This window comes from Paenarthrobacter sp. TE3676, assembly GCF_056279165.1.
In genome coordinates this window covers 215,175-241,106 of the sequence record NZ_JBWBQU010000006.1, presented here as the reverse complement: position 1 = coordinate 241,106, position 25,932 = coordinate 215,175, and the positions used below count along the sequence as shown (strand labels likewise).

25 protein-coding genes and 1 pseudogene are annotated in these 25,932 nt (G+C 62.5%); 13 read left to right on the top strand and 13 right to left on the bottom strand.

Translation table 11 applies throughout. The features are described 5' to 3' along the window. Positions 1–5: 5 nt before the first annotated feature. The gene (locus ACZ881_RS15835) at positions 6–743 is read right to left on the bottom strand and encodes an aquaporin (protein ID WP_476116844.1); all 738 of its coding nucleotides are present in this window, start codon (positions 741–743) and stop codon (positions 6–8) included. Positions 744–789: 46 nt separating this feature from the next. Between ACZ881_RS15835 and ACZ881_RS15830 the strand changes: the two genes are divergently transcribed. From ACZ881_RS15830 to ACZ881_RS15815, 4 genes are all read left to right on the top strand, one after another. Next, on the top strand, positions 790–1,464 hold the full coding sequence (locus ACZ881_RS15830) for an arsenate reductase/protein-tyrosine-phosphatase family protein (protein ID WP_476116842.1): 675 nt from the start codon (positions 790–792) through the stop codon (positions 1,462–1,464). A 137-nt stretch (positions 1,465–1,601) separates the two neighbouring features. Further along, positions 1,602–2,036 (top strand): arsenate reductase ArsC, encoded by a 435-nt coding sequence (locus ACZ881_RS15825; protein ID WP_474661471.1) that lies wholly within the window; start codon positions 1,602–1,604, stop codon positions 2,034–2,036. Positions 2,037–2,067: 31 nt separating this feature from the next. Further along, entirely contained in the window at positions 2,068–3,045 is a 978-nt protein-coding gene (trxB, locus tag ACZ881_RS15820; protein ID WP_091469939.1) for a thioredoxin-disulfide reductase, read from the top strand. 27 nt (positions 3,046–3,072) lie between these two features. Then, the gene (locus ACZ881_RS15815; RefSeq protein ID WP_476116841.1) at positions 3,073–4,440 is read left to right on the top strand and encodes an FAD-dependent oxidoreductase; all 1,368 of its coding nucleotides are present in this window, start codon (positions 3,073–3,075) and stop codon (positions 4,438–4,440) included. 21 nt (positions 4,441–4,461) lie between these two features. On the opposite strand, the gene ACZ881_RS15810 is transcribed toward ACZ881_RS15815, so the two are convergent. Continuing rightward, positions 4,462–5,319 (bottom strand): prephenate dehydratase, encoded by an 858-nt coding sequence (locus ACZ881_RS15810; RefSeq protein WP_476117033.1) that lies wholly within the window; start codon positions 5,317–5,319, stop codon positions 4,462–4,464. A 110-nt stretch (positions 5,320–5,429) separates the two neighbouring features. Here ACZ881_RS15810 and ACZ881_RS15805 point away from each other — a divergent pair, with 110 nt between their 5' ends. Continuing rightward, entirely contained in the window at positions 5,430–5,942 is a 513-nt protein-coding gene (locus ACZ881_RS15805; protein ID WP_476116840.1) for a hypothetical protein, read from the top strand. 91 nt (positions 5,943–6,033) lie between these two features. Here ACZ881_RS15805 and ACZ881_RS15800 read toward each other — a convergent pair whose 3' ends face one another. Then, entirely contained in the window at positions 6,034–7,446 is a 1,413-nt protein-coding gene (locus tag ACZ881_RS15800) for an aldehyde dehydrogenase family protein (RefSeq protein ID WP_476117031.1), read from the bottom strand. A 162-nt stretch (positions 7,447–7,608) separates the two neighbouring features. On the opposite strand from ACZ881_RS15800, the gene ACZ881_RS15795 reads away from it, so the two are divergent. Then, positions 7,609–8,262, top strand: a complete 654-nt coding sequence (locus ACZ881_RS15795) for a LysE family translocator (RefSeq protein ID WP_091469945.1) — start codon at positions 7,609–7,611, stop codon at positions 8,260–8,262. Positions 8,263–8,266: 4 nt separating this feature from the next. Here ACZ881_RS15795 and ACZ881_RS15790 read toward each other — a convergent pair whose 3' ends face one another. The 3 genes from ACZ881_RS15790 to ACZ881_RS15780 all read right to left on the bottom strand — a co-directional run bounded on the left by ACZ881_RS15790 (position 8,267) and on the right by ACZ881_RS15780 (position 10,387). Further along, positions 8,267–8,989 (bottom strand): hypothetical protein, encoded by a 723-nt coding sequence (locus tag ACZ881_RS15790; RefSeq protein ID WP_476116837.1) that lies wholly within the window; start codon positions 8,987–8,989, stop codon positions 8,267–8,269. Beyond that, positions 8,979–9,665 carry a helix-turn-helix domain-containing protein gene (locus ACZ881_RS15785; RefSeq protein ID WP_476116835.1) on the bottom strand — a complete coding sequence of 229 codons (687 nt, stop codon included), beginning with the start codon at positions 9,663–9,665 and terminating at the stop codon, positions 8,979–8,981. Before ACZ881_RS15785 ends, ACZ881_RS15790 begins: the two co-directional genes overlap by 11 nt. 131 nt (positions 9,666–9,796) lie before the next feature. After that, positions 9,797–10,387 (bottom strand): TetR/AcrR family transcriptional regulator, encoded by a 591-nt coding sequence (locus ACZ881_RS15780; RefSeq protein WP_476116833.1) that lies wholly within the window; start codon positions 10,385–10,387, stop codon positions 9,797–9,799. Between the two features lie 122 nt (positions 10,388–10,509). Between ACZ881_RS15780 and ACZ881_RS15775 the strand changes: the two genes are divergently transcribed. Both ACZ881_RS15775 and ACZ881_RS15770 read left to right on the top strand, forming a co-directional pair. Beyond that, complete coding sequence (locus ACZ881_RS15775) at positions 10,510–12,504, top strand: primary-amine oxidase (RefSeq protein ID WP_476116831.1); 1,995 nt, start codon at positions 10,510–10,512, stop codon at positions 12,502–12,504. Positions 12,505–12,525: 21 nt separating this feature from the next. Further along, on the top strand, positions 12,526–12,963 hold the full coding sequence (locus tag ACZ881_RS15770) for a hypothetical protein (protein ID WP_476116829.1): 438 nt from the start codon (positions 12,526–12,528) through the stop codon (positions 12,961–12,963). A gap of 102 nt (positions 12,964–13,065) precedes the next feature. Here ACZ881_RS15770 and ACZ881_RS15765 read toward each other — a convergent pair whose 3' ends face one another. Beyond that, on the bottom strand, positions 13,066–13,959 hold the full coding sequence (locus ACZ881_RS15765; protein ID WP_476116827.1) for a sigma-70 family RNA polymerase sigma factor: 894 nt from the start codon (positions 13,957–13,959) through the stop codon (positions 13,066–13,068). Between the two features lie 17 nt (positions 13,960–13,976). Further along, entirely contained in the window at positions 13,977–14,435 is a 459-nt protein-coding gene (locus tag ACZ881_RS15760; RefSeq protein WP_091469957.1) for a carboxymuconolactone decarboxylase family protein, read from the bottom strand. Between the two features lie 92 nt (positions 14,436–14,527). Here ACZ881_RS15760 and ACZ881_RS15755 point away from each other — a divergent pair, with 92 nt between their 5' ends. Beyond that, the gene (locus ACZ881_RS15755) at positions 14,528–15,565 is read left to right on the top strand and encodes a zinc-dependent alcohol dehydrogenase family protein (RefSeq protein WP_476116825.1); all 1,038 of its coding nucleotides are present in this window, start codon (positions 14,528–14,530) and stop codon (positions 15,563–15,565) included. A gap of 71 nt (positions 15,566–15,636) precedes the next feature. On the opposite strand, the gene ACZ881_RS15750 is transcribed toward ACZ881_RS15755, so the two are convergent. The 3 genes from ACZ881_RS15750 to ACZ881_RS15740 form a co-directional block, all read right to left on the bottom strand. Then, positions 15,637–16,872: a pyridoxal phosphate-dependent aminotransferase gene (locus tag ACZ881_RS15750; protein ID WP_474661455.1), complete on the bottom strand. Its 1,236-nt coding sequence runs from the start codon at positions 16,870–16,872 to the stop codon at positions 15,637–15,639. A gap of 71 nt (positions 16,873–16,943) precedes the next feature. Then, positions 16,944–17,594 carry a hypothetical protein gene (locus tag ACZ881_RS15745; RefSeq protein WP_364309012.1) on the bottom strand — a complete coding sequence of 217 codons (651 nt, stop codon included), beginning with the start codon at positions 17,592–17,594 and terminating at the stop codon, positions 16,944–16,946. A gap of 171 nt (positions 17,595–17,765) precedes the next feature. Next, positions 17,766–19,346 (bottom strand): alkaline phosphatase D family protein, encoded by a 1,581-nt coding sequence (locus ACZ881_RS15740; RefSeq protein WP_476116823.1) that lies wholly within the window; start codon positions 19,344–19,346, stop codon positions 17,766–17,768. A 133-nt stretch (positions 19,347–19,479) separates the two neighbouring features. Between ACZ881_RS15740 and ACZ881_RS15735 the strand changes: the two genes are divergently transcribed. Beyond that, positions 19,480–19,890, top strand: coding sequence for a hypothetical protein (locus ACZ881_RS15735; protein WP_476116821.1), 411 nt, complete (start codon positions 19,480–19,482; stop codon positions 19,888–19,890). Here the strand turns inward: ACZ881_RS15735 and ACZ881_RS15730 are convergent. Continuing rightward, positions 19,872–22,301: an HAD-IC family P-type ATPase gene (locus ACZ881_RS15730; protein ID WP_476116819.1), complete on the bottom strand. Its 2,430-nt coding sequence runs from the start codon at positions 22,299–22,301 to the stop codon at positions 19,872–19,874. The genes ACZ881_RS15735 and ACZ881_RS15730 overlap by 19 nt on opposite strands. A 218-nt stretch (positions 22,302–22,519) precedes the next feature. On the opposite strand from ACZ881_RS15730, the pseudogene ACZ881_RS15725 reads away from it, so the two are divergent. Together ACZ881_RS15725 and ACZ881_RS15720 are read left to right on the top strand one after the other, a co-directional pair. Then, a pseudogene (locus ACZ881_RS15725) lies at positions 22,520–23,165 on the top strand (PDDEXK nuclease domain-containing protein); the annotation flags it as partial. Positions 23,166–23,263: 98 nt separating this feature from the next. Then, entirely contained in the window at positions 23,264–24,097 is an 834-nt protein-coding gene (locus tag ACZ881_RS15720) for an alpha/beta fold hydrolase (RefSeq protein WP_476116817.1), read from the top strand. Between the two features lie 8 nt (positions 24,098–24,105). Here the strand turns inward: ACZ881_RS15720 and ACZ881_RS15715 are convergent, their stop codons facing one another. Continuing rightward, entirely contained in the window at positions 24,106–24,951 is an 846-nt protein-coding gene (locus ACZ881_RS15715) for an AraC family transcriptional regulator (RefSeq protein ID WP_476116815.1), read from the bottom strand. 111 nt (positions 24,952–25,062) lie between these two features. Between ACZ881_RS15715 and ACZ881_RS15710 the strand changes: the two genes are divergently transcribed. Continuing rightward, on the top strand, positions 25,063–25,914 hold the full coding sequence (locus tag ACZ881_RS15710; protein WP_476116813.1) for a phytanoyl-CoA dioxygenase family protein: 852 nt from the start codon (positions 25,063–25,065) through the stop codon (positions 25,912–25,914). Positions 25,915–25,932: the final 18 nt, after the last annotated feature.

Sequence of the window (25,932 nt, the reverse complement as noted above, 5' to 3'; positions counted from 1 at the left end):
GTAAATCAAGCCTGCTTGTCCACTGTGTGCGGCACGACGACCTTCTCCGCGGCGCGTGAACCCGCGGGGAAAAGCAGCAGGAGAAGGCCGAGTCCGAGGGCGGCGCCGATCAGTTGTGCCAGGACAAAGGCCGGTGCGGAGCCGGGTGCGATGCCCGCGAACGTGTCGCTGAAGATCCTTCCTACGGTCACTGCAGGGTTCGCGAAGGACGTCGAGGACGTGAACCAATAGGCTGCCCCGATGTACGCGCCAACTGCGGGGGCGGCCAAGGAGCCCCGCTTGGTGGCAGCTAGGGAAAAGATCAGCAGAATGAGTCCGGCTGTGGCCACAATTTCACCCAGCAGGTGGCCATGCGTTGCGCGGTCCTTGTCGGAGATTGACGTGCTCACCTCAAACATGGCGTTCGCCAGCACGCTGCCTCCGATCGCACCTGCAGTCTGAGATGCAACGTACGTGCCAAGTTCTTTCAGCGACAGCCCGATGCCGGCTCGCCTTCCCAGTATCCAGTCCACGAGGGACACTGCCGGGTTGAAGTGTGCCCCGCTGATTGGTCCAAAGATCAGTATGAGGACGGTCAGCCCGAGTACGGTGGCCGTGCTGTTCTGGAGCAACTGCAGGCCTACGTCGTTTGGGGAGAGCTGCTGCGCTGCGATCCCCGAGCCCACGACTATGGCAACAAGCAGGCAGGTCCCCAAAGCTTCAGCGAAGGCGCGGCGCCACAACCCGGGCGAATGAGTAGTCATGGGAAACAGCTTGACCGATGAAACTAGTTCAGTCAAAATTGAATCAATGAATATTGAGCAAAACTCGAGCCTCTTGGAGAGGGCTGCTAAGTACGCGGCCCTGGCCGATCCTGCCCGGCTGCGCATTGTGGACCTGCTGACCTTGGGGGACTTGTCGCCCACGGAGTTGCAGTCGGAATTGGGCATGCCGGCCAATTTGTTGTCGCACCATTTGCGATCCATGGAGGCTGCAGGCTTGGCGGTTCGGCATCGTTCGGAAGGAGACAAGCGGCGCAGCTATGTTCGGCTGGCTCCCGGCGCGCTGGAAGGCCTCACTCCCGGCCGCGAGCACGGGGCCCGGCGGGTACTGTTCGTTTGCACCCGGAATAGTGCACGCTCGCAGCTGGCAACAGCGTTGTGGCAAACCGCCAGTGACATACCTTCGGCATCGGCGGGAACTCATCCGGCGGAACATGTGGCGTCTGGCGCCGTGGATGTCGCCCGCCGTCATGGATTGGACCTTGCGGGCGCAAAACCCTGCCTGATAGACCACGTGGTGAGCGACGAGGATTTGGTGGTCACGGTCTGCGATAACGCCCACGAGGAATTGCCGGGTTTGCATGGCATTCACTGGTCCATTCCGGATCCGGTTCGACTCGACAACGAGGAGGCGTTCGAAGAGGCTTTCGCCGACATTTCGCGCCGCGTCCATGACCTCGCTCCCCGCTTGCGCGCAGCCTAGCCCCTGATTTCCATATATTGACAACCATCAATCTATAGCCCGATACTCAATGCATCGATGAATATCAATATCACTCATCGCGGCGTTGGTGCGGAATGATCCCACCCTGACCAACCCAACCGACACAGGAGAACCCCGTGAGCACCGAAACCGCCAAGAAGCCGTCCGTTCTGTTCGTCTGCGTTCACAACGCAGGGCGCTCGCAGATGGCCGCTGCTTTCCTCACAACCCTCTCTGAAGGTGCCGTCGAGGTCCGATCAGCTGGCTCCCAGCCGGCAGACAAGGTCAACCCGGCTGCGGTGGAAGCCATGTCCGAGATTGGCATCGACATGTCAGCCGAAATCCCCAAGGTCCTCACCACGGAAGCCGTCAAGGAGTCCGATGTAGTCATCACCATGGGCTGCGGAGACGAGTGCCCGTATTTCCCAGGCAAGCGCTATGAGGACTGGGTTCTCGAGGATCCCGCAGGCCAAGGCGTCGAAGCCGTCCGTCCCATCCGCGATGAGATCAAGGCCCGCATCGAGAATCTCCTGACAGAACTACTGCCCGCCCGGCACGTCGACGCCCGGTAATCCACTTTCCGCACCCTTGCAAGGAGAAATCGTGAGCACCGAACAGCTGATCATTATCGGGTCGGGCCCTGCCGGCTACACGGCCGCTATCTACGCCGCCCGCGCCGGACTGAACCCCTTGGTTCTTGCCGGATCCGTCACCGCTGGCGGTGCCCTCATGAACACCACGGAAGTGGAGAACTTTCCAGGGTTCCCGGGCGGGATCCAAGGCCCGGAGCTGATGGACGGACTTCAGGAACAAGCGGAAAAGTTCGGCGCGCGGATAGTTTTCGACGACGTCACTGAAGTTGATCTCAAGGGTCACCTCAAGCGTGTAGTCACTGGAGGTGGCGAGACTCATGAGGCGCCGGCGGTCATCCTGGCTACCGGCTCCGCCTATAAGGAGCTCGGGCTTCCCGAAGAGAAGAAGCTCAGCGGGCATGGTGTCTCCTGGTGTGCCACCTGTGACGGCTTCTTCTTCCGTGAACAGGACATCATTGTGGTTGGCGGCGGAGATTCCGCCATGGAGGAAGCTACCTTCCTGACGCGTTTCGGCAAGTCCGTTACCGTCGTAGTCCGGAAGGATGAACTGCGGGCCTCACGCATCATGGCCCAGCGGGCGAAAGATAATCCCAAGATCTCCTTCGCGTGGAACTCTGCTATCACCAAGATCCATGGAGATGCCAAAGTCACAGGTGTCACCCTCACAGACACCCGCACTGGCGAAACGCGTGAGCAAGCGGCCACCGGTATTTTCGTTGCGATCGGTCACTTGCCGCGTACTGAACTCGTGGAGGGGCAGGTTGACCTTGACGCCGAGGGCTACATCAAGGTGGACTCACCCACCACCTGCACTAACCTTTCGGGCGTCTTTGCCTGCGGCGACGCCGTAGACCATCGCTATCGCCAAGCCATCACCGCGGCGGGCACCGGTTGCTCCGCCGCACTCGATGCCGAGCGCTACCTCGCCGCCTTGGACGACGCCCACAGCATTGCCACGGCATTGGTCGAAGAGCCCACCCACTTCTGAGTTCCCCTTACGGAGATACGAGCAACCATGGATAAGCACCTCCCCATCGCAGTCATCGGTGCGGGCCCTGTTGGGCTGGCAGCCGCAGCACACCTACTCGAACGCGGCCTCGAACCGATCATCTTCGAAGCCGGTGCCTGTGCGGGGGCAGCTATCGAACAATGGCGTCACATCCGCCTCTTCTCGCCATGGAGATTCAATCTCGACGCCGCTGCTGTCCGGCTCCTTGAGCCCACTGGCTGGGAATCGCCTCGCCCCACCGCCCTTCCTTATGGCGGGGAACTCATTGATAACTACCTAACCCCGCTGGCAGAACTCCCCACCATCGCTTCCCGCCTGCAGGCCGGCGCCCGCGTCACTGCAGTTACCCGCGCCGGGCTCGACAAAACACATGTGCGCGATCGCGACACCACCCCGTTTATGGTCCGGGTTGAATACGCTGCCGGTGAGGTCCGCGATCACACGGTGTCAGCCGTCGTTGATGCTTCCGGCACCTGGGCCACCCGGAACCCGTTGGGAACGTCCGGGTTGCCCGCCATCGGTGAAGACCGTGCAGCAGACCGCATCTCTTCGCCTCTGCCTGATGTTTCCGGGCGGGATCGGGATTCGTTCGCTGGCCGACGAGCCTTGGTAGTTGGCGCCGGCCACTCCGCTGCGAACACGCTAATCAACCTCGCCGATTTGGCCAAAAGCAATCCTGAGACCAAGATCCTCTGGACCATCCGCGGTGCTTCCGCAGAGAAGGTCTACGGCGGCGGTGACGCGGACGGCCTGCCGGCCCGCGGCCAGCTCGGCTCGCGGCTGCGCCGACTCGTCGAATCCGGAGCCATCGAACTGCACACAGGCTTCGGCATCGTAGCCCTGAAAAATCTTGACTCAGGACTGACGGTCGAATCCGCGGACGGACGCACCCTGGAGACCGACGTCGTCGTGCCTTGTACCGGCTTCCGTCCCGACCTGGACATGCTCCGGGAACTCCGGCTCCGCCTGGACCCTGCTGTTGAAGCGCCAACGGAGCTGGGGCCGCTGATCGATCCCGAATTCCACTCCTGCGGCACGGTACCGCCACACGGCGCGAAGGTCCTCGCCCACCCGGAGAAGGACTTTTATATCGTCGGCATGAAGTCGTACGGCCGCGCGCCGACGTTCCTGCTCGCCACCGGCTATGAGCAAGTCCGCTCCGTGGCTGCCGCGCTCGCTGGGGATCAGGTTGCAGCAGACGCCGTTCACCTTGAACTGCCGGAGACCGGGGTCTGTTCTTCCGACGCGGGTACCAGCTGTGACGTTCCCGTCACTGCTTCGAAGCAAGTGGCAGAAACCGGCTGCTGCGTGGCACCTGAACCAGCATTCATCGGATACCCCACCGGGCTCGTTCATGGCCGCTCCGGCCTGTAGCTGGCTCGACCAGCCGCGTGCTCAGGCGCTGACGGTGTTCCGCTCGCGGTATCCGTCTGCGGCATAAACGCCGAGCACCCGGACCTCCGTGGTGAAGAACTCCAGTTCTTCCAAGGCCCGGCGGAGTCGAGCGTCCTCAGGATGCCCTTCGACGTCGGAAAGGAACATGGTGGCAGCGAACTCATCTCCCACCATGTAGCTTTCCAGCCGCGTCATGTTGAGGCCATTGGTCGCAAAGCCGCCTAGGGCCTTGTAAAGGGCAGAGGGAACGTTGCGTACGCGGAACACGAAACTGGTGATCGCAGGACCGGGCAATTCTTGTTTGCTGGGAAGCTCTCGCTCACGGGCCAGAACAACAAAGCGCGTGGTGTTGGTGGGGTCGTCTTCGACGCCGGATGCCAAGACTTCAAGGCCGTACAGGCCAGCGGCGAGCGGCGGTGCGAGGGACAATTTGCGGGGATCGTTCCAGTCCCTGACTTCCCGGGCTGAGCCCGCGGTGTCACCGGCGATGACAGGTTTGAGGCCGGCCTCCCGAATGATCCGGCGGCATTGTCCGAGTGCGTGGATGTGGCTGTGGACCTCCGTGGCGCCCTCGATGGTGCTTCCCGGAATGCCCAAAAGGTCGAAACGAATGGGCAGGAAATACTCGCCTACGATCTGCAGCTTCGACTGGGGGAGGAGGACATGGATGTCAGCCACACGTCCGGCGATGGAGTTCTCAATCGGAATCATGGCCAGATCGACTTCGCCAGTGGATACCAGTTCAAAGGCGTCCTCAAAGCTGGCGCACGGAACGCTTTCGAGTTCGGGAAACATTTCCTTGCACGCGAGATCCGAATTGGCTCCGGGCTCACCTTGGTACGCAATCTTCTGGGCCATGATGCTCATCGTTACACGCTGAGCGCCCGGCCTCCCAACCGCGTCCACCCTGTGACTGGACAAGGCGGGAACCACCTCACTAGGTTCAGGGCAACGATTGGGGTCAGGGAATGACGACTGGGACAGTGCTGCAGAGGCACAAAGAAGCGATGGCCAAGGACCAGCGGATCGCACGGTTCGCAGGGGCCGTCATTGCGCTATGTACGCTCCTCTGGGCTGTCCTGCTGTCGGATTATTTCGGCAGTTATCAGGCTGCGCCCTTGCCGTGGCTCGTTGCATCGCATGCGTTGAGCCTGCTGTCAGCGGTTCCCGTATACGTATACTGCCGCCGTCTGAAACACAGGACCAGCGCCGCTGGTCTCATGTGTTTCGTCGCCGTTGCGTTCTTCTTTGTTGATGGGGCTTTGGTGTTTCAGTACAGCTCGTTCTTTGGGCTAGCTCTCATGGCGTGGGGTGCCGGCGCGCGGCGACCCTTCCTGGCCGGAGCGGGAGTCCTTGCCATCGGCGCAGCCATGGTCGCCAGGATGGATTATTCCTTCGACGCCGTCGTCATCGCCGCATCGGGCCTGGTCATTCTCGCGTTTACCGTGTGGCAAACGCCCCGAGCCCGGCAACCCAACTGAGCCTGGAAACCCAACTGGGGGACAGATAACGTTCCTATGAGGGCTCATTGCGACGTTATCTGTCCCCTAGTTGGGTGGGCGCACCCGGGGGTTAGCCGTTAATGACCTGCGGGACACCGAGAGCCTTCAGGCCCTCGGCGCCGAACTCCAAGCCGTAGCCGGACTGCTTCGCGCCACCGAACGGGACACGGGGGTCCACGGCGCCGTGCTTGTTGATCCACACGGTTCCGGCCTGGATGCGGGAGGCGACTTCGCGTGCGGCACCCAAGTCGGAGGACCAGACTGAGGCGCCGAGACCGACGTCGAGCGCGTTCGCCTTGGCGACTGCCTCGTCAACCGTGGTGTATTTGATGATCGGCAGGGCGGGCCCGAACTGTTCTTCGGCCACCAGGGGGTTGTCGTTGTCGATGTCCGCCACCAGGGTGGTGGGGTAGAAGTTGCCGGGCGCGTCGGCGTCGGGGTTGCCGCCGATCAGCACCCGCGCACCGGAATCGCGAGCGGCTTCCACCAGCCGGGCCACGATGTCGTACTGCTGCCGGTTCTGCAGCGGGCCCAGGACGTTGTTCTCATCCAAGCCGTTGCCCATGGGCATCGCAGCAGCGACAGCAACAAGCTCTGAACACACAGCCTCGTACTGGGACTCGTGCACGTACAGTCGCTTCAGGGCGGCGCAGGTCTGGCCGGTGTTGATGAAGGCGCCCCAGAAAAGACCCTCGGCGATTGCCTTGGGATCCGAATCGGGGAGAACAATGCCGGCGTCGTTACCGCCGAGTTCCAGGGTGAGCCGCTTGACGGTATCGGCCGAGGAACGAATAATCGCCTTGCCCGTGGCGGTGGAGCCGGTGAACATGACCTTGCCGATGGATGGGTGCTCAGCAAGCCGGGCGCCGACGTCGCGGCCGCCGGAGACCACGGACAGCAAGCCATCGGGCAGTTCCTGGTTGATGATTGAGGCGAGTGCCAGCACGGAGAGCGGGGTGTACTCGGAGGGCTTGACCACCACGGCGTTACCCATGCGCAAAGCGGGCGCGATCTGCCAGACGGTGATCATCATCGGCCAGTTCCACGGGCCAATGGCACCCACGACGCCGATGGGACGGTAGTGCAGTTCGGCGTGGGTTTCGCCATCGTCCACCACGGTTTCAGGATCCAACGGGGTTGCGGCGGTGGCCCGGAGCCAGGCGGCGCACGCGCCTACTTCGAAGCGCGCGTTGGGGCCGTTCAGCGGCTTGCCTTGCTCGCGGGAGAGCAGCTGGGCGAGTTCTTCGGCGGAACGTTCGACGGCGTCGGCGGCCTTCATGAGCGCGGCGGACCGGACATCGTGGCCCAAGGCAGCCCACGCGGGCTGGGCGGCAGCGGCACCCGCGACGGCGGCTTCGAGGTCTTCGACGGTGTGAACAGGGGCTTCGCCGACAGCTTCACCCGTTGCCGGATCAAGGATGGTGCGGCTGTTCTGGCCGGTGGCCGGGGTGATCGAGGCCAGGAGGGCGTCGTAAGTCTCCATTGGTACTCCGCTCGGGTAGTGAGTCTGGGCGGCCAGTGAGGCGCGCGGCGATGTTTCCAGTGTGGTCGGCGTCACGCGCATGAGCCTTGTCTATGCACGAACAGCCCTTGACGCGCGGCGAACGCTTTCGCCGCAGGCCGGGAGACCCTCATAATCGAGCTTGTGACTCTTGCTTCCCTCGTAGCTTTTGCTGGCCTCTGCTTGGTCCTGTCCGTAACACCCGGGCCGGACACTTTCCTGGTCCTGCGTATCGCGTTGAACCGTCCCAGTGCAGGAATTGCTGCGGCCGCAGGGTCTGCGATTGGCGCGATTGCCTGGGCTGCATTGGTGGGCGTCGGTCTTGCGGCCATTCTCGAGCAGTCCGCGGAACTGTTCCGCTGGGTCAAGATCGCAGGCGGCCTGTACTTGCTGTATTTGGGCATCTCATCGTTCATAAAGTCCCGCAAGGCAGCAAAGGCGGCTAAGTCCGCGGAAGCTGGCGGCACGGCGGAGAACGCGCCCCTCCCGTACAGCCGACTCTCTGCCCTGGGCGCCGGGGCGCTGTCCACACTGCTCAACCCCAAGGTCGGCCTGTTCTACCTGGCTGTGGTCCCGCAGTTCATCCCGCACGGCGGCGACACCATGGGCACGTCCCTGATCTTGGGCGTCGTCGTTGCCGGCATCGCTTTCGCGTATCTTTCGATGATCGCCGTCGTCGCGTTCAAAGCGATGCGGTGGCTCAAGCGCCCCAAGGTGAGTACCGTCGTCGAGCGTGTCAGCAGCGGTGTGATCGCCGGGCTGGGCGTGGGCGTGGTGGCGTCCGGCGCCACCAGCTGAGCCGCTAGTTCAGCGAAATTCGCAGACGGTCCACACCCTCGGCGCCTTCCGGCACTTGTTCCATAAGCTCCGGTTCATTTGCAAGGCGACCAAGCATATTTGCCAGATGGTCCCGTTCGGCGCGCTGGTAGATGACGTTACGAAGGTCGGAGGCCCGGACAACCGAGGCCAAGGTAAGGAAGTCGTCGATGTGTCGTTGCCGTAGGGGGTCGTTGAGAATGGGCAACGCTCCGGCTTTGCCGATGAGGCTGCCGAGGATCGTGGGCCGGTTGACGCTGCCGGACGCCGATCCTGCTTGAACTTCGATGGTCTCGGAGCGGTCGAGTGCCTGTTGGCTGGCGGGGGCAGCAATGGTTGTTCCGCCCGTAACTCCCCGTCGCTTCTCGGCGCGTTCCCCCAAATATCGTGGGATGAGGACATCCACCACGGCCTCGCCGCGCTTCCATCGGTGTTGGTATCCCTCCAGGGATTCTCCATAGGATTCGAAGCCGAGCTCCACAAGGAGTTCAGTGAAATCATGAAGCATCGTGGGGTAGGCCCGGATGTCCAGCGCCATGTCGGCGTCCTTGGTGGCCCGCACGTACGGGGCACCGCGTTCGACAGCGTGCAGGAAGACCGCTTGGCCGCCGACCAGGACCCAACCCTGCGGCATCGCGCTATGGATTTCGAAGACAGCCTGCCACGCTTCCTGTTGTTCGTTAAGCATTGCGGGAAGTTCAACGGGCATGGATGTTCCTGAGGATTCCGCGTGCGGCTTGTTGTTCACGGACACCAGGCCGTTCGGCTAAGTCTGCCGCCACCACTAGTGGGGGAAGTTCGTCGGGGACTTGCTCGGCGGCGCGGAGGATTACATTCGGCCTCCTGCCGGGGGATGGCTCAACTAGGAACCAGTCCTTGACGACGTCCTGAAGTTCGTTGCGTCGCACATAGGCTTCAACCTCTGAGTTGGCCAACAGTCCCGAGCGCGGGTGAGAGACTCCGGAGAGATGGATTCGTTTATCCTCCCGAAGCTCGGCAATGTCGTCCGGGCTGGAAGAGAATTCGAATTTCTCGGCGCGATTGGCCAGCCATGCTGCGAGAAGGTTGATGTGGTCCGGGGAGTCCTGCAGTCGGTTGATGCGCTCTTTCAGGCGGTGCTTTTCGACCGGTGAAGGTTCGAAGTGGCCGAGGGGAAAGTGCCGCGAGCTGTCTTCCCAGAAGCAGGACATGAGTTGCCAGGCGCTGCGTTCGGACAGCGGGCGGCCAGCAGGCTTACCAGGCCGATACTGGGCGGCGTCAGCTTCGTCAACGATCCAGCGTCCGCCGACTCGTTGGCCGCGAATACGTCCGGAATGGACGAGCTGCCGTGCTCGGCTCTCGTGGACGTTAAGCCGGTTCGCCAGCTCGGGGATACTCAATACCATTCCATAATCCTATCGGTATCGATATGAATATGTAATGAGGCGCGCGAGCTTGTTGAGATTACATATTTCTAGTGTTGCCGCCACCAATGTGTAATAGCTGTGGCAAGTGCGCCGATGGCGGCAGCCACTACCTATCCAGCCAGCAAGGCCAGATAGTTATCCAATTGCCCCGCGAGGTCCTGCGAGAAATGCTCTGCGGGGGACAACGCCACAACGATCTGCGCACCGAGCATCATGTTCAGCAGGTGATCGGCGACGGCGGCGTCCCCTATGGAGGCTTTGATCTCACCTGCCGCCCGGGCTGCTGCGCAATGACCGGTGATGGTGGTGTGCCACTGGCTCATGGACTCGCTGTGAAGTGAAGCCATGTCCGCGTCATTGAGTGCCTTCTGCCAGAACGGAATCACGATGCGGGCTTCATTGACGCGCTCCTCATCCAGTGGCAGGACTTCTGCGCAGAACGCCCGGAGGGCCGCTACGCCGGAGAGTCCCGCGGTCATGGCGGCGATGCGCTGGTTAGTGCGGTTGAACACGTGCCCGAACGCGGACGTCAGGAGCAGGTCCTTGGTGGGGAAGTAGGGCTTCAGGGCGCCGTTGGCGAAACCCGCTTCCTCGGCGATTTCCCGCATGGTGGCGCCTTCCATGCCCAACCTCGCGATGATGCGCCAGGTTGCGTCTACCAGTTCGAGGCGTCGTTGATCGTGGTCCACAATCTTTGGCACTGAAGGGGCTCCCGGAAAACAAATGGCGGACAGGTCTTGTGACCCATCTTACGTTTTGGTTATTCTCTACACCTATAGAAAATAAATCTGGACCCATCATAGGTCCCGGACAAGAGGCAGCCATGACGCCCACAGCAACTGAGACAGCAACTGAAGCCGTCGCCCTTGAGGAAACGCAGTACGCCCTGGCAACGGGCGCCGAAATTTCCCAGGTGCAGGCGATCCTGCAGGCCGCCGGCCACCTTGCCGCCGAAAAGCGAATCGCCTACTTGGGGTTGGTGGACCCGTCCCGCAACCAGTCAGTGCAGGATCGACGTTTCCGCGTCTTCATTCACGACATCTCCGGGGGAGCCCCCAGCGACCTCCTCGTCTCCGTGACACGCGGAGAAATCCTGAAAGCCATCGAGCTGGATACCAAGGTCTCCGGCGAACTCCCCGTGCTGGAAGAGGAGTTCGAGGTTGTGGAGACTCTCCTCGCAACGGACGAGCGCTGGCTGGCCGCCCTCGCTGCGCGCGATCTGGACGTCGCCAAAGTACGCGTTGCTCCACTGTCCGCCGGCGTCTTCGAGTACGACGACGAGAAAGGTCGCCGCATCCTGCGCGGCCTCGCCTTTGTGCAGGACTTCCCGGAAGACAGTGCATGGGCACATCCCGTGGACGGTCTGGTGGCCTACGTGGACGTGGTCAACAAGGAAGTCACACAAGTCATCGACCTCGGCGTCATGCCGATCCCGGCAGAGCACGGAAACTACACCGATCCTGAACTGACCGGTCCGCTCCGCGAAACCCAGAAGCCCATCAGCATCACCCAGCCGGAGGGCCCAAGTTTCACGGTCACCGGCGGCAACCATGTTGAGTGGGAAAAGTGGAGCGTAGACGTTGGCTTCGACGTCCGCGAAGGAGTTGTCCTCCACAACCTTGCCTTCAAGGACGGCGACCAAAAGCGTCCCATCATCAACCGCGCCTCGATCGCAGAAATGGTGGTTCCCTACGGGGATCCTTCACCCATCCGGTCATGGCAGAACTACTTCGACACGGGCGAGTACCTGGTGGGCCAGTACGCCAACTCCCTGGAACTGGGCTGCGACTGCCTGGGCGACATCACCTACCTCAGTCCTGTCATCAGCGATGCTTTCGGCAACCCCCGCGAGATCCGCAATGGCATCTGCATGCACGAGGAAGACTGGGGCATCCTTTCCAAGCACTCAGACCTCTGGACCGGGATCAACTACACCCGCCGCAACCGCCGCCTGGTGATCTCTTTCTTCACCACCATCGGCAACTACGACTACGGCTTCTACTGGTACCTCTACCTGGACGGCACCATCGAGTTCGAGGCCAAGGCCACCGGCATCGTCTTCACCAGCGCCTTCCCGGAAGGTGGTTCGGACAACATCTCCCAACTCGCACCGGGCCTCGGCGCACCCTTCCACCAGCACCTCTTCAGCGCCCGCCTGGATATGGCCATTGACGGCTTCACCAACCGCGTGGAAGAAGAAGACGTGGTCCGCCAGGCCATGGGCGAAGGCAACGAACGGGGCAATGCGTTCTCCCGCAAGCGCACAGTCCTGACAAAAGAGTCCGAGGCCGCCCGCGAAGCCGACGCCCGCGCTGGCAGGACGTGGATCATTTCCAACCCTGAATCCCGGAATCGTCTCGGCGAGCCCGTCGGTTACAAGCTCCACGCTCAGAACCAGCCCACACTGCTTGCCGACCCCGGCTCGTCCATTGCGAAGCGCGCGGCGTTCGCCACCAAGGATCTCTGGGTCACGCGCTACTCCGACGAGGAGCGCTACCCCACGGGCGACTTCGTGAACCAGCACTCCGGCGGCGCTGGCCTGCCCGCCTACGTTGCCAAGGATCGCGAGATTGATGGCCAGGACATCGTGGTGTGGCACACCTTTGGCCTCACGCACTTCCCACGGGTGGAAGATTGGCCGATCATGCCCGTGGACACTGTTGGCTTCAAGCTCCGGCCGGAAGGCTTCTTCGACCGCAGCCCGGTGTTGGACGTGCCGGCCAGCGTTTCGGGTTTGAGCTGCCACAGTCCTGCTGCGGCCGGCGAAGAGCACAGCGAACACGGCGGACACAGCGAACCTGCCGGGCACTGCCACTAAACCGCAGCCAGGGACACAGAGATGACAACCATGACAGGACAGGTCCGGGCCTCCGGGCCTGTCCTGCACCCCCGGATCTGCGCGGCCCTCACAGCTGTCTCCTGCCTGGTGCATCTATGGCTCGCAGCCTCGGGACACCACCAGATCTGGGTCGGCGTCCTCATGATCGGCTTGGCGGCCGTCTGCATTCCCTGCACGATTCACATCTGGCGCCACAGCAGGGTAGATGCGCTCCACCAAGTGACCACGTCGGCCTTGGCCATGGTGGGCCTCCACGCCGTCCTGCTGCTGGGAGCGGGCGGTTCCGGACACGCCCACGGTGTGGGACCGGCGTCGAACGCTGTTGATACCTCCGGCGCGGCGGGACTGCTGTTGGTGATTGGACTGGAAATCACGACGGCGTTACTCGCCGCGACGCTGGTTGCCCGCCTCCGCCGTCGGGTGGCTGTGGCGTCCTGACCCACCCAGCTGCCGAAGTGGCCCATCTTTGCCGCAGTAAAGCCCGGTGTTCAGGCAGAAGGGGCCGGACGGGGGCCCAAAAAAGGGCCAAAACGACAGGGGTCAGAGCGAGACCCGCGTCAACTTGTCCGGGTTGGAGAGTTGGCGCAGTTCGCGGATGCTCCCGTCCGGGGCGGTATCGATCACCAGGATGTCGGAGCGGCCATGATGCCTTAGCACCAAGGCCGCTTCGCTGTTCACCTCAATGACCCAGGCGCGTACCGGCTCCACGGGATCGAAAACCATCGCTTTGCCGAGGATGCCGGCAAAGAAGCGCGCGATCCTGGCTGCTCCGAACAGCGGGTTCATGGCACTCTTGACCTTGCCGCCGCCGTCGGCCCAGAGAACGGCGTCCCGATCCAGCATCGCTACAACCGTGTCAATCTCACCCTGCTCGATGGCGAGAACCAGTTTCTCCAAGGCTGCGCGGTCCTTGGCCCGGGGAGCGGGTGCCTCCGGATCGATCTCCAGCCGACGCTCCGCCCGCGAAATCATCTGGCGCACGGCCGCTGGGGTCTTCTCTAGGATTTCCGCGATTTCCGGAGCGGACATGGCGAAGGCACGGTGCAACACCAGCGCCGCCCTGGCCTCAGGCGCCAGTTGTTCGGCCAAGTGCAGCAAGGTCAGGGACAGGAGCTCGCGGTTGGCCACTGCTTCTTCCGGGAGTTTGGACGCGTCCACCGGTTCGGGCAGCCACGGACCGGTGTATTCCTCCCGCACGGCGGCGAGTTGGCGCACCCGGTCAACAGAGCGGCGTACGCACACGGTTGTGAGCCATGCCGGCCAGGAATCCACGCGGTCCGCGTCGGTTTTCCGCTCTCGTTGGACCGCATCAATCGCCACTTCAGAGACCACGTCCTCCGCATGCCCGAAGTCGCCCAACATTCTGTAAGCGATCCCCAAGAGGCGATTCCGTTCGCTCTGCCACGCCGAACTGGCTGACACCGCAAGAGTCATGCTGCCAACGCTACCTCTCAGACGATCGGGTTCTTCTCATCTACGGGCGGCTCCATTTGTGTGCTGACGGCGATCCTGTTCCACACGTTGATGGTGGAGATGGCGAGGATCAGGCCGCCCATCTGGCTGTCATCGAAATGCGTGGCAGCAGCGTTCCAGATTTCGTCAGTGACAGTCTCCGGGCCCAGTTGGGTTACCGCGTCCGTCAGGGCAAGAACTGCCTGCTCGCGCGCATCGAAGAACACCTTCGAATGTTGCCACGCCGCTACGGCATGCAGCTTCCTTTCCGGGATACCGCGCTTCCGGCCGTCGGTGGCATGCATGTCCACGCAGAAGCCGCAGCCGTTGAGAATGGAGGCGCGAAGTTTGATCAGTTCGTACAGATCGGGATCGACTGACTTGCGGGCATAGCCTTCGAGTCCGATGACGGCGGCGTAGCCGAGCTTGTTGCTGCGGCCGATATTGATGCGGGGCATGCTGTTTCCCTTCAGTGGTGGTGCCTAACATCAGGGATGTCGGATGCGGTGCCGAAAGTGTGACAGGGGCGGCAAATTGTTAGAGTCAGTCGATGCGCGCAGTAGTTTTTGATGAGGTCCGAACCCAGCCCGACGTCAGGGAAGTAGCCAAGCCCCAGGCTCCCGTTGGAGGCGTGGTGGTGAAAGTGCTTGCGACAGGCATGTGCCGCAGCGACTGGCACGCCTGGGCCGGACACGATGACATCGCCATGCCCCATGTGCCGGGCCATGAGCTCGCCGGTGTCATCGACGCCGTCGGGGAAGGCGTCCAGCGCTGGAAGGTGGGCGACCGCGTCACCGTCCCGTTCGTTTGCGGCTGCGGCGCCTGCGAATGGTGCCTGGCCGGCGACGCACAGGTCTGCCCGGACCAGCAGCAGCCCGGTTTCACCCACTGGGGATCGTTCGCCGAGTTTGTGGCCTTGCACGCTGCCGACAGTAACCTGGTTGCCATCCCTGAGAGTGTTGAATTCACGACGGCGGCAAGCCTCGGCTGCCGCTTCGCCACGGCATACCGTGCGTTGGCAGCCCGTGCGCAGGTCAAGGCCGGCGAATGGGTGACCGTGATTGGCGCGGGCGGCGTGGGGCTGAGCGCCGTGATGATTGCAAAGGCCATGGGCGCAAGGGTCATTGCCGTGGACCGGAACCCCGAGGCACTGGCCGTGGCTGCGCGCTTGGGGGCTGAACATACTGTGCTCGCCGACGGTGCGGACATCCCTGCTGCAGTCAACGTCCTCTCCGGCGGAGGCAGCCACGTGGCGGTAGACGCCGTCGGAAGTGAACAGACCTGCGCCGACGCCATCCTCAGCCTTCGCAGGCGCGGCCGGCACGTCCAGATCGGTTTGCTGCCGTCCGTCGACGGCAACCCGCAAGTGCCCATGGCACGTGTGATCGGCTGGGAACTCGACCTCTTGGGCAGTCACGGCATGGCCGCGGTGGACTACCCGGGCATGATGGCCCTCATCGAACAGGGCGCGCTCCAACCGCAGCTCCTGATTGAACGCACCATTGGCCTGGAAGACGCTGCGGCACTGCTGCCCGGTTTCGATCGGGCCAACCCTGCCGGCATGACCATGGTGGACCCTGCTTTGTAAGAGCCGCGCGCGTGCCCAACTGGGTCGCAGCAGTGCGCGTTTTGGACGCTCAAAACGCGCACAACTGCGACTTAGACGGATGCGTCCGCAGGTCGGTTCCGGTACGCGGCCAGGAAATGGTCGATGCGGCGCACCGCTTCCTCGATGTCCTCCACGGCCGGCAGGATCACGAAGCGGAAATGGTCCGGCGTGGGCCAGTTGAACGCCGTTCCGTGCGAGACCAGAATCTTCTGCTCCTGCAGGAGTTGGAGGACGAACTTCTCGTCGCTCTCAATCGGGTAGATCTCCGGATCCAACTTTGGGAAAAGGTACATGGCGCCGGCCGCGGGAACACAGCTGACGCCCGGGATCGCGGTGAGGAGTTTCCATGCCAGGTCGCGTTGGTCGCGGAGCCGCCCGCCGGGACGTATGAGCGCCTCAATACTTTGGTATCCGCCAAGGCACGTCTGGATGGCGTGCTGTGCAGGAACATTGGCGCACAACCGCAGTGAGGCGAGCAGTTCCAAGGATTCCCGGTAGGCGATTGTTGCGGTCCGAGGTCCTGTGACGGCAACCCAACCTGCCCGGTACCCGGGCATGCGGTAGGCCTTGGACAACCCGCTGAACGTCAGGACACAGACGTCGTCAGCGACTGCCGCGGTGTGGATATGAGGGGCGTCCACATAGCGGATTTTCTCGTAGATCTCATCCGAGAAAAGGACGAGATCATGCTTCCTGGCAAGCGCAGCGAACTGCTCCAAAATGTGGCGCGGATAGACGGCGCCGGTGGGGTTGTTCGGGTTGATGATCACTATGCCCTTGGTGCGTGGCGTGATCTTGGCTTCGACGTCGGACATGTCCGGCCACCAGTTCTCGTCCTCATCGCAGAGATAGTGCACGGGGTTGCCGCCGGTCAGCGTCACGGCTGCTGTCCACAGAGGGTAATCCGGTGCCGGGATGAGGATCTCGTCGCCGTTCTCCATGAAAGCCTGCAAGGTCATGGAAATAAGCTCGCTGACGCCGTTGCCAATGAAGACGTCCTCGACGCCGATGGTCATCAGTCCGCGGGTCTGGTAATACTGCGAGATGGCGGTGCGGGCGGAGAAGATGCCCTTGGAATCGCTGTAACCCTGTGCGCCGCGAAGGTGATGGATCATGTCCACCACAACAGACTCCGGTGCCTCCAGCCCAAACGGTGCGGTGTCCCCGAGGTTCATCTTGAGGATGCGATGGCCTTCGGCTTCCATGGCCTTGGCCGCTTGGAGGATGGGCCCACGGAGTTCGTAGCGGACATTCTGAAGTTTGCTGGAGTGCTGCATCGGACGCATGGTAGATCTTTTCACGACACCGCCCCGCCCGGGTAAATGGTTCCAGAATCAGTGTCCAATTGGTTCCGGAATCAGAGCCAGCGAATAACCACAGGAAGTCTCTTGGTGCTGGCCGAAACTTCCCGCTCTGTTCCGTCCACCGCGACAGCGAAGTGCTGAAGTTCATCAGCCGATGCCAGGACCTCAAAGTGTCCGGTGGCATCACTCACGGCAGCCGCAGCGGATGAATGGGCGTGGATATACGCCTTAGGGATTCCCTTGTTGTGCACATCAACCAGCCGTCCCCGGATCCGGCGGGCGACACCTGAATTTCCTGTGGCAGGCTGGGCGGGAGGATCGGAAGGTTCCTCGAAACGCAGGGATACCGGGATGCGAACCAGAAATCCCAGACCCTGTCGGATGGCGCCGGAGTACTCCTCGGGCCGGAATTCCCCCTTGGACACTACGGAGTACTGGCTGTGGAGTTCCACGGCCAACAGCAATTGCTCCATGTTGTCCAGCTGCTCGGGGCCGTGGCATTCCACCGCAACCCTCAGTTCGAGGTCCAGGACGGGGCCGTCTCCCCGCGACCGACCTATCCGGTTGAGCGTGACGGCGCGGACGGTGACCGGGGCGTCAGGCGGGGGAACGACGGCTGTGGGGGACCCGTCGTCGAATCTGACATGCTGAGGGGCGACGGCGTCGGAAAGTACCCCCAGAAGGTCGTACAGCGACGAACGCACATGGCCCACGGTAGAACCCCAGCCGGACAGAGATCCACTAATTCAACTGGAACTAGGCTACTCCCGCAGTTGCCTGTAGTCACTGGGATTCAAACCCAAGTAGGTGACAGCACATGTCGCAATGAGGGCTCATTGGAGCAAGTGCTGTCACCTACTTGGGTGGCATCAAACTCAGGCGAGGCCTGGGACGCCGTCGTTGATGGTGAACGACTTCTTGGTGCCGGCCGGCGCGCCCGGCGTGGTGACGTAGTCCAACACACGGAAGTCCGCGGTCATGGCGTCTTTGGTGATGCGGGTGTTTACGTAGCCGCGGTTGTCGTTGTAGAACTTCAAGTGCGGGTTCCAAGCCATGGTGGGGTCGGTGGTGGAGCCCGTGCCATCGCCCGTGGACGTGATGGAGGAGCACACCAGTTCCGTGCCGACCACCTTTGCCGCCGGGTCCTTGTAGTCCACCTTGAGGTCGGTGGCCCAGTGGCGGTGAACGTCGCCGGTGAGTACGACGACGTTGCGCACCTTGGCGTCCACCCAGCCTTGGGTGATGCGGCGGCGGGAAGCGGCGTAACCGTCCCAGCCATCCATGGAGACATCGTCAATCTCCGGTGCCTTGTCGCGGTCCCGCTCGGCGAAGAAGACCTGCTGGCCCAGAATGTCCCACCGCTGCGTGGAGTTCTTGAAGCCGTCCAGCAGCCACTGCTCCTGCTCGGCGCCGGTGATGGTGCGGTTTTCGTCCAGCCGCCCGGCAACGTTCTTTCGCCAGCCGTCACCCGCGAGTTGATCGTCTCGGTATTGGCGGGTGTCCATCATGTGGAAGTTTGCCAGCTGGCCCCATCGGATGGTGCGGTAGATCTTCATATCGAACCCGGCCGGGACCGATGCCCGGCGCAACGGCATGTTTTCGTAGTACGCCTGGAAAGCCGCCGAGCGGCGCTGCCGGAAGTGCTCGGTGGTGTCGTTGAGCTGGCCTGCGTCGCTGTTCTCGGGGATTTCGTCAGCCCAGTTGTTGTCCACTTCGTGGTCATCCCACACCACCAACCATGGCGCGATTGCGTGCGCGGCCTGCAGATCGGCGTCGGACTTGTACTGGGCGTGCCGCTGGCGGTAGCCCTGCAGGGTACTGGTTTCCGGTCCCTCATGATCGCGCGGGTTTCCGCCGCCGATCACGTAACTGTCCTTCTTGTATTCGTAGAGGTAGTCGCCAAGGTGCAGTACAAGGTCCGGGTGGTCCTCGGCCAGGCGCTTGTACGCAGTGAAGTAGCCGTGCTCGTACTGGGCGCAGCTGGCGAACGCCATGGCCAGTGCAGTGGGCGTCTCGCCGGGTGCCGGGCTTGTCAGCGTGCGCCCAACTTCGCTCACGTGCCGCCCGGCACGGAACCGGTAGAAGTACTCCCGGCCCGGCCGGAGGCCCTTGAGTTCGGCGTGCACCGAGTGGGCGGTTTCGATCCTGGCATGTTCGACGCCGCGGGCTACTACCCGGCGCATGGCGGGGTCTTCTGCTACTTCCCAGGCGACGGCGACGTTACGCGAAGGCATGCCGCCCAGGCCGTCCTCGGCTACGGGGTTCACTGCCAGTCGGGTCCAGATGACGAAGCCGTCGGGCCACGGTTCGCCCGACGCGACTCCAAGGGTGAACGGATCGGCGCGGAGACCGGCGTCGTCCGCTGTTGAAACCGCGACGGCGGTACTTGGCAAGGCGGCGACGAGTCCGGCCCCGAGGCCGGCTGAGATGAGGGACCTACGGGAGATGTTTTCCATTCACCCGACCCTAGGGACCGCGGGTTGACTGGATTCAAGGGTGGTGTGAATCAGTGGTTAATTGTGTGACAAAAGGTGTTACCTCATCCTGAAGCAGTGCCTGCCCGGATGAGGGAACGTCTATGCTCAGTTCATGACGACGGGGGAGAGCCTCAGACGGCCCGGAGTGGTGACGTTCTCGGTGGTGCTGATGTACATCGGCGGCATCGCCCAGATCATTCTTGGGATCCTGACGATTTTCCTGCGATACACCCCGGAGGCCCAGTCCGGCGGCATTGCCCTGCCCATCACTTTGCTCGGTGCAGGCATGATCCTGTTCGGCTTGTTGGTGATCGGGCTGGCCTCCGGGGTAGCCCGGGGGAGTGAAGCGGCCCGTCGTGGTGCAACAGCGGTGATGCTGCTCGGTCTGGCCTTTGCCGTGGTGGATCTCATTGTTGCCGCGGACGGAGACTGGTCTGCCGTCATTGTTCAGTCCATCGCGACCGTTGCGGTAGTTGTTCCTCAGTGGGTGGGACGTGGTCGACGCTACTTCGAGGCGCGCTGAACCAATGCTTGCTGGGCGTCACGGTACGCCACCCGGCGGTGCACGAAGCGGACGATCTCGATCAGCGCGATGCACGCCACGGATGTTCCCAGGACCAGCAGCGCGGTGGGGAGCGTCGGATCGGTGAACTGTAGGAAGTCGCGGGCAATCGGCACGGAGTACACCAGTACCAGCCCAATCATCATCGCCCCGATGACCAAGCCCTTGAAACGGGTGACCGGGCGCGAGAGCACCACGAGGATCCAGATGCCAATGATCGTCAGGATGAGGGTGGACCCGGTCCGGATTTCGGCTTCCGGAATCTGCAGGTTCGCGGCAAGGCGGGCGTAGGAGGCAAGCCCCAACGTCACGGAGACGCCTGCCGGCACGGCGAACGTGAGCGACCGCCGCAGGAAACCTGGGATGTAGCGCTGGGCGTTGGGTAGCAATGCCAGGAAAAACGCAGGAATACCAATGGTCAAGCCGTCAGTCACGGAGAGTTGCCTGGGAAGGAACGGGAAAGGCAACAGGAGGATGCCGAACGCGATGACAAGGAAGGTGGCGTAGGCGGTCTTCGTGAGGAACAGCATGGAGACGCGCTCAATGTTGGCAATGACTTGGCGGCCCTCAGCAACCACGCTCGGCAGGTGGGAGAATTTCCCGTCCAAGAGCACCAAACGCGCCACGGCCTTCGTAGCGGCGGCCCCCGAATTCATGGCCACACCGATGTCCGCTTCCTTGATGGCCAGGGCATCGTTCACGCCGTCGCCTGTCATGGCCACTGTGCGGCCGGCAGCTTTCAGCGCCACGACGATCCGCTTTTTCTGGTCAGGGGTCACACGGCCGAAGACCACGTTGTTGTTGATGACTTCCATGAGCTCTTTGTCATCAACCGGCAACTCACGTGCATCGAAGCCGTGGGGTGCATCGAGCCCGACTTCCCGGGCAATTGCGGCGACCGTTTGCGGGTTGTCACCGGAAATGATCCGGACATCCACATCCTGTGCTGCGAAATAGGTGAGTGTCTCGGCAGCGTCGGGACGGATGTTCTCCTTGAACGTCAGAAGCACCACGGGGACAGCGTCCGCCGGAACAGTCTCATCATCAGTGGGCGTGCCGTGTGCAAGGACCAGCGTGCGGCGGCCGGTGGCTGCGAGCTCGACGGATTGGGTGGCGAGTTTCTGGAGCAACGGATCGCCGGAGTTTTGTGCCGGGAACACCATTTCAGGGCCGCCGAGAATCCACATCCCGTCGTCGAAAATCACGGCGCTCCACTTGCGCGCGGAGGAGAAGGGCACCCGGTCAAGCGGGAGGCCGGGCGTCTCATTGAAGTGTCCGTCGAGGCTGCGGGCCGTTGCGTTGGCATCCTTCTGCACCCCGTACCATGAGAGCACGGACTCCCAGCCGGGGCGGTTTGCCAGGGGATGCGCGGCGTCGAAAACGATGTCACCCTGGGTGAGGGTGCCGGTTTTGTCGAGGCAGATGATGTCCACGCGGGCCAGCCCCTCCACAGCGGGCAATTCCTGCACCAGGACCTGTTGGCGGGCCAGTTTTACCGCTCCCACGGCGAAGGTAATGCTGGTCATCAGCACCAGCCCCAAGGGGACCATGGCGACGACGGCGGCAATAGTCGCCGTCGCTGCGTCCCGCCACGCTCCACTCGCCGAGGCTTCGGCCCACCCGCCCTGGGCAACCATCTGGGCATTGAGAACCAACAACGCCACGGGACTCACAAACCAGGTCACCCACTTCAGGACGCGGTCGATGGAGGAGCGGAGCTCTGAGGCCACGAGCGAGAATCGTTTGGCTTCGGCGGCGAGTGAGTTCGCGAAGGAATCGGCTCCCACCCGATCCACCACCGCTGAGCCTTCGCCGGCAACCACAACGGAGCCGGACAACACGCGGTCCCCGTCTTCCTTTTCAACGGCGTCGGATTCGCCGGTCAGCATGGACTCGTCCACTTGGAGTCCGCGTGCGCCGGTTACCACCCCGTCCGCGGGCACCTGATCTCCGGCCCTCAGGACAAGGGTGTCGTCCAGTACAACGTCGTCCAAAGCGATTTCTGCTTCTGAGCCTTCGCGCATCACCCGGGCATGCGGCGCGTTCAGGAGCGCCAGACGGTCCAAAGCCCTCTTTGCCCGGTACTCCTGGACGCTGCCGATCACCGCATTGGCAACTGCACTGAATCCGAAGAGCGCGTCCTGCCAGCGGCCGATAGCGAACAGGACAATGAAGCAGGCCAGGATAATGCCGTTGAACAGGGTGAGCACGTTGGCGCGGACGATGCTCCACACGCTGCGGCTGGTGTCTTGGACAAAGGCGTTGGTTTGCCCTGCGGCCACCCTCTCGGCAACCTCGGCGGTGCTCAGTCCCTGCACCGAGGACCCCACAAAACGGACGGCCGCCGCCGTCAGGTCTTTATCGTTTGGCACTCATGCCCCCGTTGTTGAGTCGGTGGAGCGATGGGACTGAGTATGCCAGCCGTTAGGCCGTGAAGGCGAGGTCCTTCGCGTGAAGCCTGTGGCGGAGTGCACGGTGATGGGGGAGGACGCGGAGTAAGGGCTTGCGCTGAGGGGTTAAATGTCAGTGGGGACCGTTCGCTTTGCGTGCATGACTGATTCGAGCGCCTTGACGTTGCCGGCAGATTACACCGGAGATGAAGGGCCTTTCGCGATCGAACCTCTTCTATATGCGGGGATTCGCAACGACCTGGACGGATCCAATTGTCCAACAAGCTGTTGGACAATTGCCGTGGGGTCACATCACAGTGCTCTTGGACAAACTGGACGACCAGGTGGATCGGGATTGGTACGCGGCTGCCGCAGCTGAACACGGCTGGTCTCGCAACGTGCATATGATCATGAACCGGACGCTGGAAAGGACAGGTGCGGCGCCATCGAACTTTGTCCAACGGCTTGTTGGACAAGATTCCGAGCTGGCCCAGCAGGTCGCCAAGGACCCGGTATGTGGTTATCGAGCTGAAGACGGGAAAGTTCCAGCCCGAGTATGCCGGCAAACTGAACTTCTACGTTGCCCTTGTCGATGACATGCTTCGCCGCGAACATCACAATGAAACGATTGGCATCCTGATCTGCGGCACTAGGAACGACCGCAGCGTCAGGTACAGCCTCGGGCGGTCAACCTCTCCCATGGCAGTCGCCGCGTACACATACGACAAGCTCCCCGAAGCCGAGCAACAGGCCCTGCCCAATGAAAGCCACCTTGTGGCTGCCCTCGAATGGGCAGAACCTGACGAGGAACAGCCGAGCCCCTCCCAGGAGACGCTTGTAAATTAGTCGCATTGCCTTCACCGCGCGACCCTGCTGCCGGCTCCGTCGCGGGACTAGGATGACGCGCAACGGCGAGCGATCCTTACATTGCAGGAGGACAACGAATGAACTATCAGACCCCAGACCCGGAAGCCGGTTACGCAGAGGTCAACGGACTGCAGATGTACTACGAGCTGCACGGTTCCGGTGGCACACCCTTGCTGCTCCTCCACGGGGGACTGTTCGACATCGAGCAGCAGTTCGGTGCACTGATCCCGGCCTTGTCAGCGGAGCGCCGGGTAATCGCCACTGACTTCCAAGGCCACGGCAGAACCAACGACATCGACCGCCCATTGAACACCGCCTATTTGGCCTCGGACGTCGTTGGCCTTCTAAAGCACCTGGAAGTCGGCGGGGTTGATGTCTTCGGCTTCAGCGTCGGAGGGGCGGTTGCACTGCATCTGGCGATAAAGCACCCTGAACTCATCCGTAAACTCATCGTTTCGTCTGTGTCCTTTAACCCCGACGGCGATCGCGGCGGAAACGCTGAAGCGGTCACGGAAATGACCGTGGACATGATTGCCGGAACGCCCATGGAGCAGCGGTATATGGAGGTTTCTCCGCATCCGGACCACGAGCATCTGCAGGGACTCTTGACCAAGCTCGGCGGTTACGATGCTGGTTCAAAAGGATGGACGGACGACGAGATCCGCGGCATCCAGGCCCCCACCTTGATCACGGTAGGCGACTGCGACATGGTCAAGCTGGAGCACGCCGTGAAGTTCCTGCAGTTGCGCGGGGGAGATGTGAACGGCGATTTTGAGGGCGTTCCGGCATCGCAGCTGGCAGTGTTCCCGGGAACCACCCACTTCTTTGGGCTCGCCAGGACAAACCTCGTGCAGGACGTTGTAACGACCTTCCTCGACTCCCCGACGCCTCAAAGCTGGAAGGACCAGTAGAAAACGCTTCAGCCCCGGGGCTCACGCTGGTGCTCGCGGCGGAAGCTGCTCGGCGAATAGCCGGTCTTCCTGGTGAAGAGCCGGCTGAAGTAGGCGGGGTCGTCATAGCCGGTGAGCGTGGCTATTCGTTGGACAGGCAGGTCCGTGCCAGCCAGGAGTGACTGGGCGCGTGACATCCGGAGTTGGATCACCAGCTCTTTCGGCCCCACGCCCGTGGCGGTCTGAACCGCGTGCCGGAGCTCGGGGATGGAAACCTGCAACGATGCGGCAAGCTGGGACAAGGAAAGCGGCAAATGGGCTGTCGCCCGGAGTTCGGCGAGAAGATGCTCGGCGCGCGCCTCGGGACCAACGAAGCCCGTAGTGCGGTGCTTGCCGGCTTCCACGAGCACCCGTTGGCAGAGCACGGAGGACGCCAAATCTCCCTGAGGTCCGCCAGTGTGGAGAGCCTCACGAAGGTCCGGGAAAAGTCCAAGTGCTTCCGTCAAGCCCGTCTCTGACGAACCGTTGAGCTGCAGCATCGGGTGATCACGTGAATAGCAGCCCAACTCTTCCAAGGCTCTTGCCGTAGGTCCGGTGAACAACAGCCAGTGTTCCTTCCATCCTTCCGGCCCAGGGCCGTACCCATGGCTGACCCCAGGGAAGAGCCACATGATCGCGGGAGCCTGGACCCTATATCGCTTGCCCTCCACCGAGAAATGTCCGGATCCTTCGGACACCAGCACGATGGCGTGGCTGCTGAGGGCCCGGCCGGCAAAGGAGGGCAAGGGGCCGCCCTGCTCACCGGCACCAAGGCACGCCAATCCAAGGTCACGAAGGGGGAGTGCCGGATGCCGGTAGGTTGACCAGTTGTCCATGGGCTCCAATGGTGCCCTTCCCTGAGAACCTAAACAAACCATACAAAAGTCCAAGTCCTCCGGAGTCGGAGTCCATTCACTTCGCTGCTCGCCACTGTCAAGGTGGACATCATGTTGACTTCGAATGGCTATGTCCTGGACGAATCGGATACCCGCCTCGCCGCGCTGGAACCGGTACCCCCATCCGAGCGCGGAAATCGTGACGCCTTGTGGGCAAGGCTTCGCCGCGATGGATACCTTTACTTGAAGGGGCAGCTGAACCCGGACCAACTGCTGGAATTCCGCGAGTTCTACTTCGCTTCCTTGGGCGAAGCCAATGTGTACGCTGCGGGAACAGATCCGCGCGACGGCATTGCAGCGCCAGGGGACGTGGACCGCGCTGCATTACGACGAGGCCTTTTCGACCACGTTGTTCCCGGTCCGGAGTATCAAGCCTTGTGCACTTCGCAAGGCATTGCCGACTGGTTTGCGTGGTTCCTCGGGGACGATGTCCATCTGCACCGACGGAAGATCATTCGCCACACCAAACCCGGGGAAAGCGGCATCGGCACGGCGACGCAGGCCCATTATGACCTGGTCTATCTCCGCGAAGGCAGCGACCGCGTGCTCTCCATGTGGATTCCCTTGGGCGATTGCCCGCGGGAGCGTGGCGGCTTGGCTTACCTCGAGGGCAGCCATCACTGGGTGATGAGGCAGGAGCGTGAGGGAACCCTGAAGATGCCGGCCGCCTCCATCACTGCAGACCTCCCGGGACTGGCGAACGAGCGCGATGCCAGATGGCTCGTGACGGACTACGAGGTTGGGGATGTTGTGGTCCACTCGGCACACATCGTCCATGCTGCCTTGGACAACAAAGACCGCGGCGGCACCATGCGCCTGTCCACCGACATCCGTTACCAACGCCTCAGCGAACCGATCGATTGGCGCTGGCAGGAGCACTGGAATGACGACGACGGTCTCTAACCCGCCGCCGTGCGGCGC

Bases quoted from the DNA above. Each gene is read 5' to 3' on its own strand.
- ACZ881_RS15835 (WP_476116844.1), bottom strand. From the start codon at position 743: ATGACTACTCATTCGCCCGGGTTGTGGCGCCGCGCCTTCGCTGAAGCT.
- ACZ881_RS15830 (WP_476116842.1), top strand. From the start codon at position 790: ATGAATATTGAGCAAAACTCGAGCCTCTTGGAGAGGGCTGCTAAGTAC.
- ACZ881_RS15815 (WP_476116841.1), top strand. From the start codon at position 3,073: ATGGATAAGCACCTCCCCATCGCAGTCATCGGTGCGGGCCCTGTTGGG.
- ACZ881_RS15810 (WP_476117033.1), bottom strand. From the start codon at position 5,319: ATGGCCCAGAAGATTGCGTACCAAGGTGAGCCCGGAGCCAATTCGGAT.
- ACZ881_RS15805 (WP_476116840.1), top strand. From the start codon at position 5,430: ATGACGACTGGGACAGTGCTGCAGAGGCACAAAGAAGCGATGGCCAAG.
- ACZ881_RS15800 (WP_476117031.1), bottom strand. From the start codon at position 7,446: ATGGAGACTTACGACGCCCTCCTGGCCTCGATCACCCCGGCCACCGGC.
- ACZ881_RS15790 (WP_476116837.1), bottom strand. From the start codon at position 8,989: ATGCCCGTTGAACTTCCCGCAATGCTTAACGAACAACAGGAAGCGTGG.
- ACZ881_RS15785 (WP_476116835.1), bottom strand. From the start codon at position 9,665: ATGGTATTGAGTATCCCCGAGCTGGCGAACCGGCTTAACGTCCACGAG.
- ACZ881_RS15775 (WP_476116831.1), top strand. From the start codon at position 10,510: ATGACGCCCACAGCAACTGAGACAGCAACTGAAGCCGTCGCCCTTGAG.
- ACZ881_RS15770 (WP_476116829.1), top strand. From the start codon at position 12,526: ATGACAACCATGACAGGACAGGTCCGGGCCTCCGGGCCTGTCCTGCAC.
- ACZ881_RS15765 (WP_476116827.1), bottom strand. From the start codon at position 13,959: ATGACTCTTGCGGTGTCAGCCAGTTCGGCGTGGCAGAGCGAACGGAAT.
- ACZ881_RS15760 (WP_091469957.1), bottom strand. From the start codon at position 14,435: ATGCCCCGCATCAATATCGGCCGCAGCAACAAGCTCGGCTACGCCGCC.
- ACZ881_RS15755 (WP_476116825.1), top strand. From the start codon at position 14,528: ATGCGCGCAGTAGTTTTTGATGAGGTCCGAACCCAGCCCGACGTCAGG.
- ACZ881_RS15750 (WP_474661455.1), bottom strand. From the start codon at position 16,872: ATGCGTCCGATGCAGCACTCCAGCAAACTTCAGAATGTCCGCTACGAA.
- ACZ881_RS15740 (WP_476116823.1), bottom strand. From the start codon at position 19,346: ATGGAAAACATCTCCCGTAGGTCCCTCATCTCAGCCGGCCTCGGGGCC.
- ACZ881_RS15735 (WP_476116821.1), top strand. From the start codon at position 19,480: ATGACGACGGGGGAGAGCCTCAGACGGCCCGGAGTGGTGACGTTCTCG.
- ACZ881_RS15720 (WP_476116817.1), top strand. From the start codon at position 23,264: ATGAACTATCAGACCCCAGACCCGGAAGCCGGTTACGCAGAGGTCAAC.
- ACZ881_RS15715 (WP_476116815.1), bottom strand. From the start codon at position 24,951: ATGGACAACTGGTCAACCTACCGGCATCCGGCACTCCCCCTTCGTGAC.
- ACZ881_RS15710 (WP_476116813.1), top strand. From the start codon at position 25,063: ATGTTGACTTCGAATGGCTATGTCCTGGACGAATCGGATACCCGCCTC.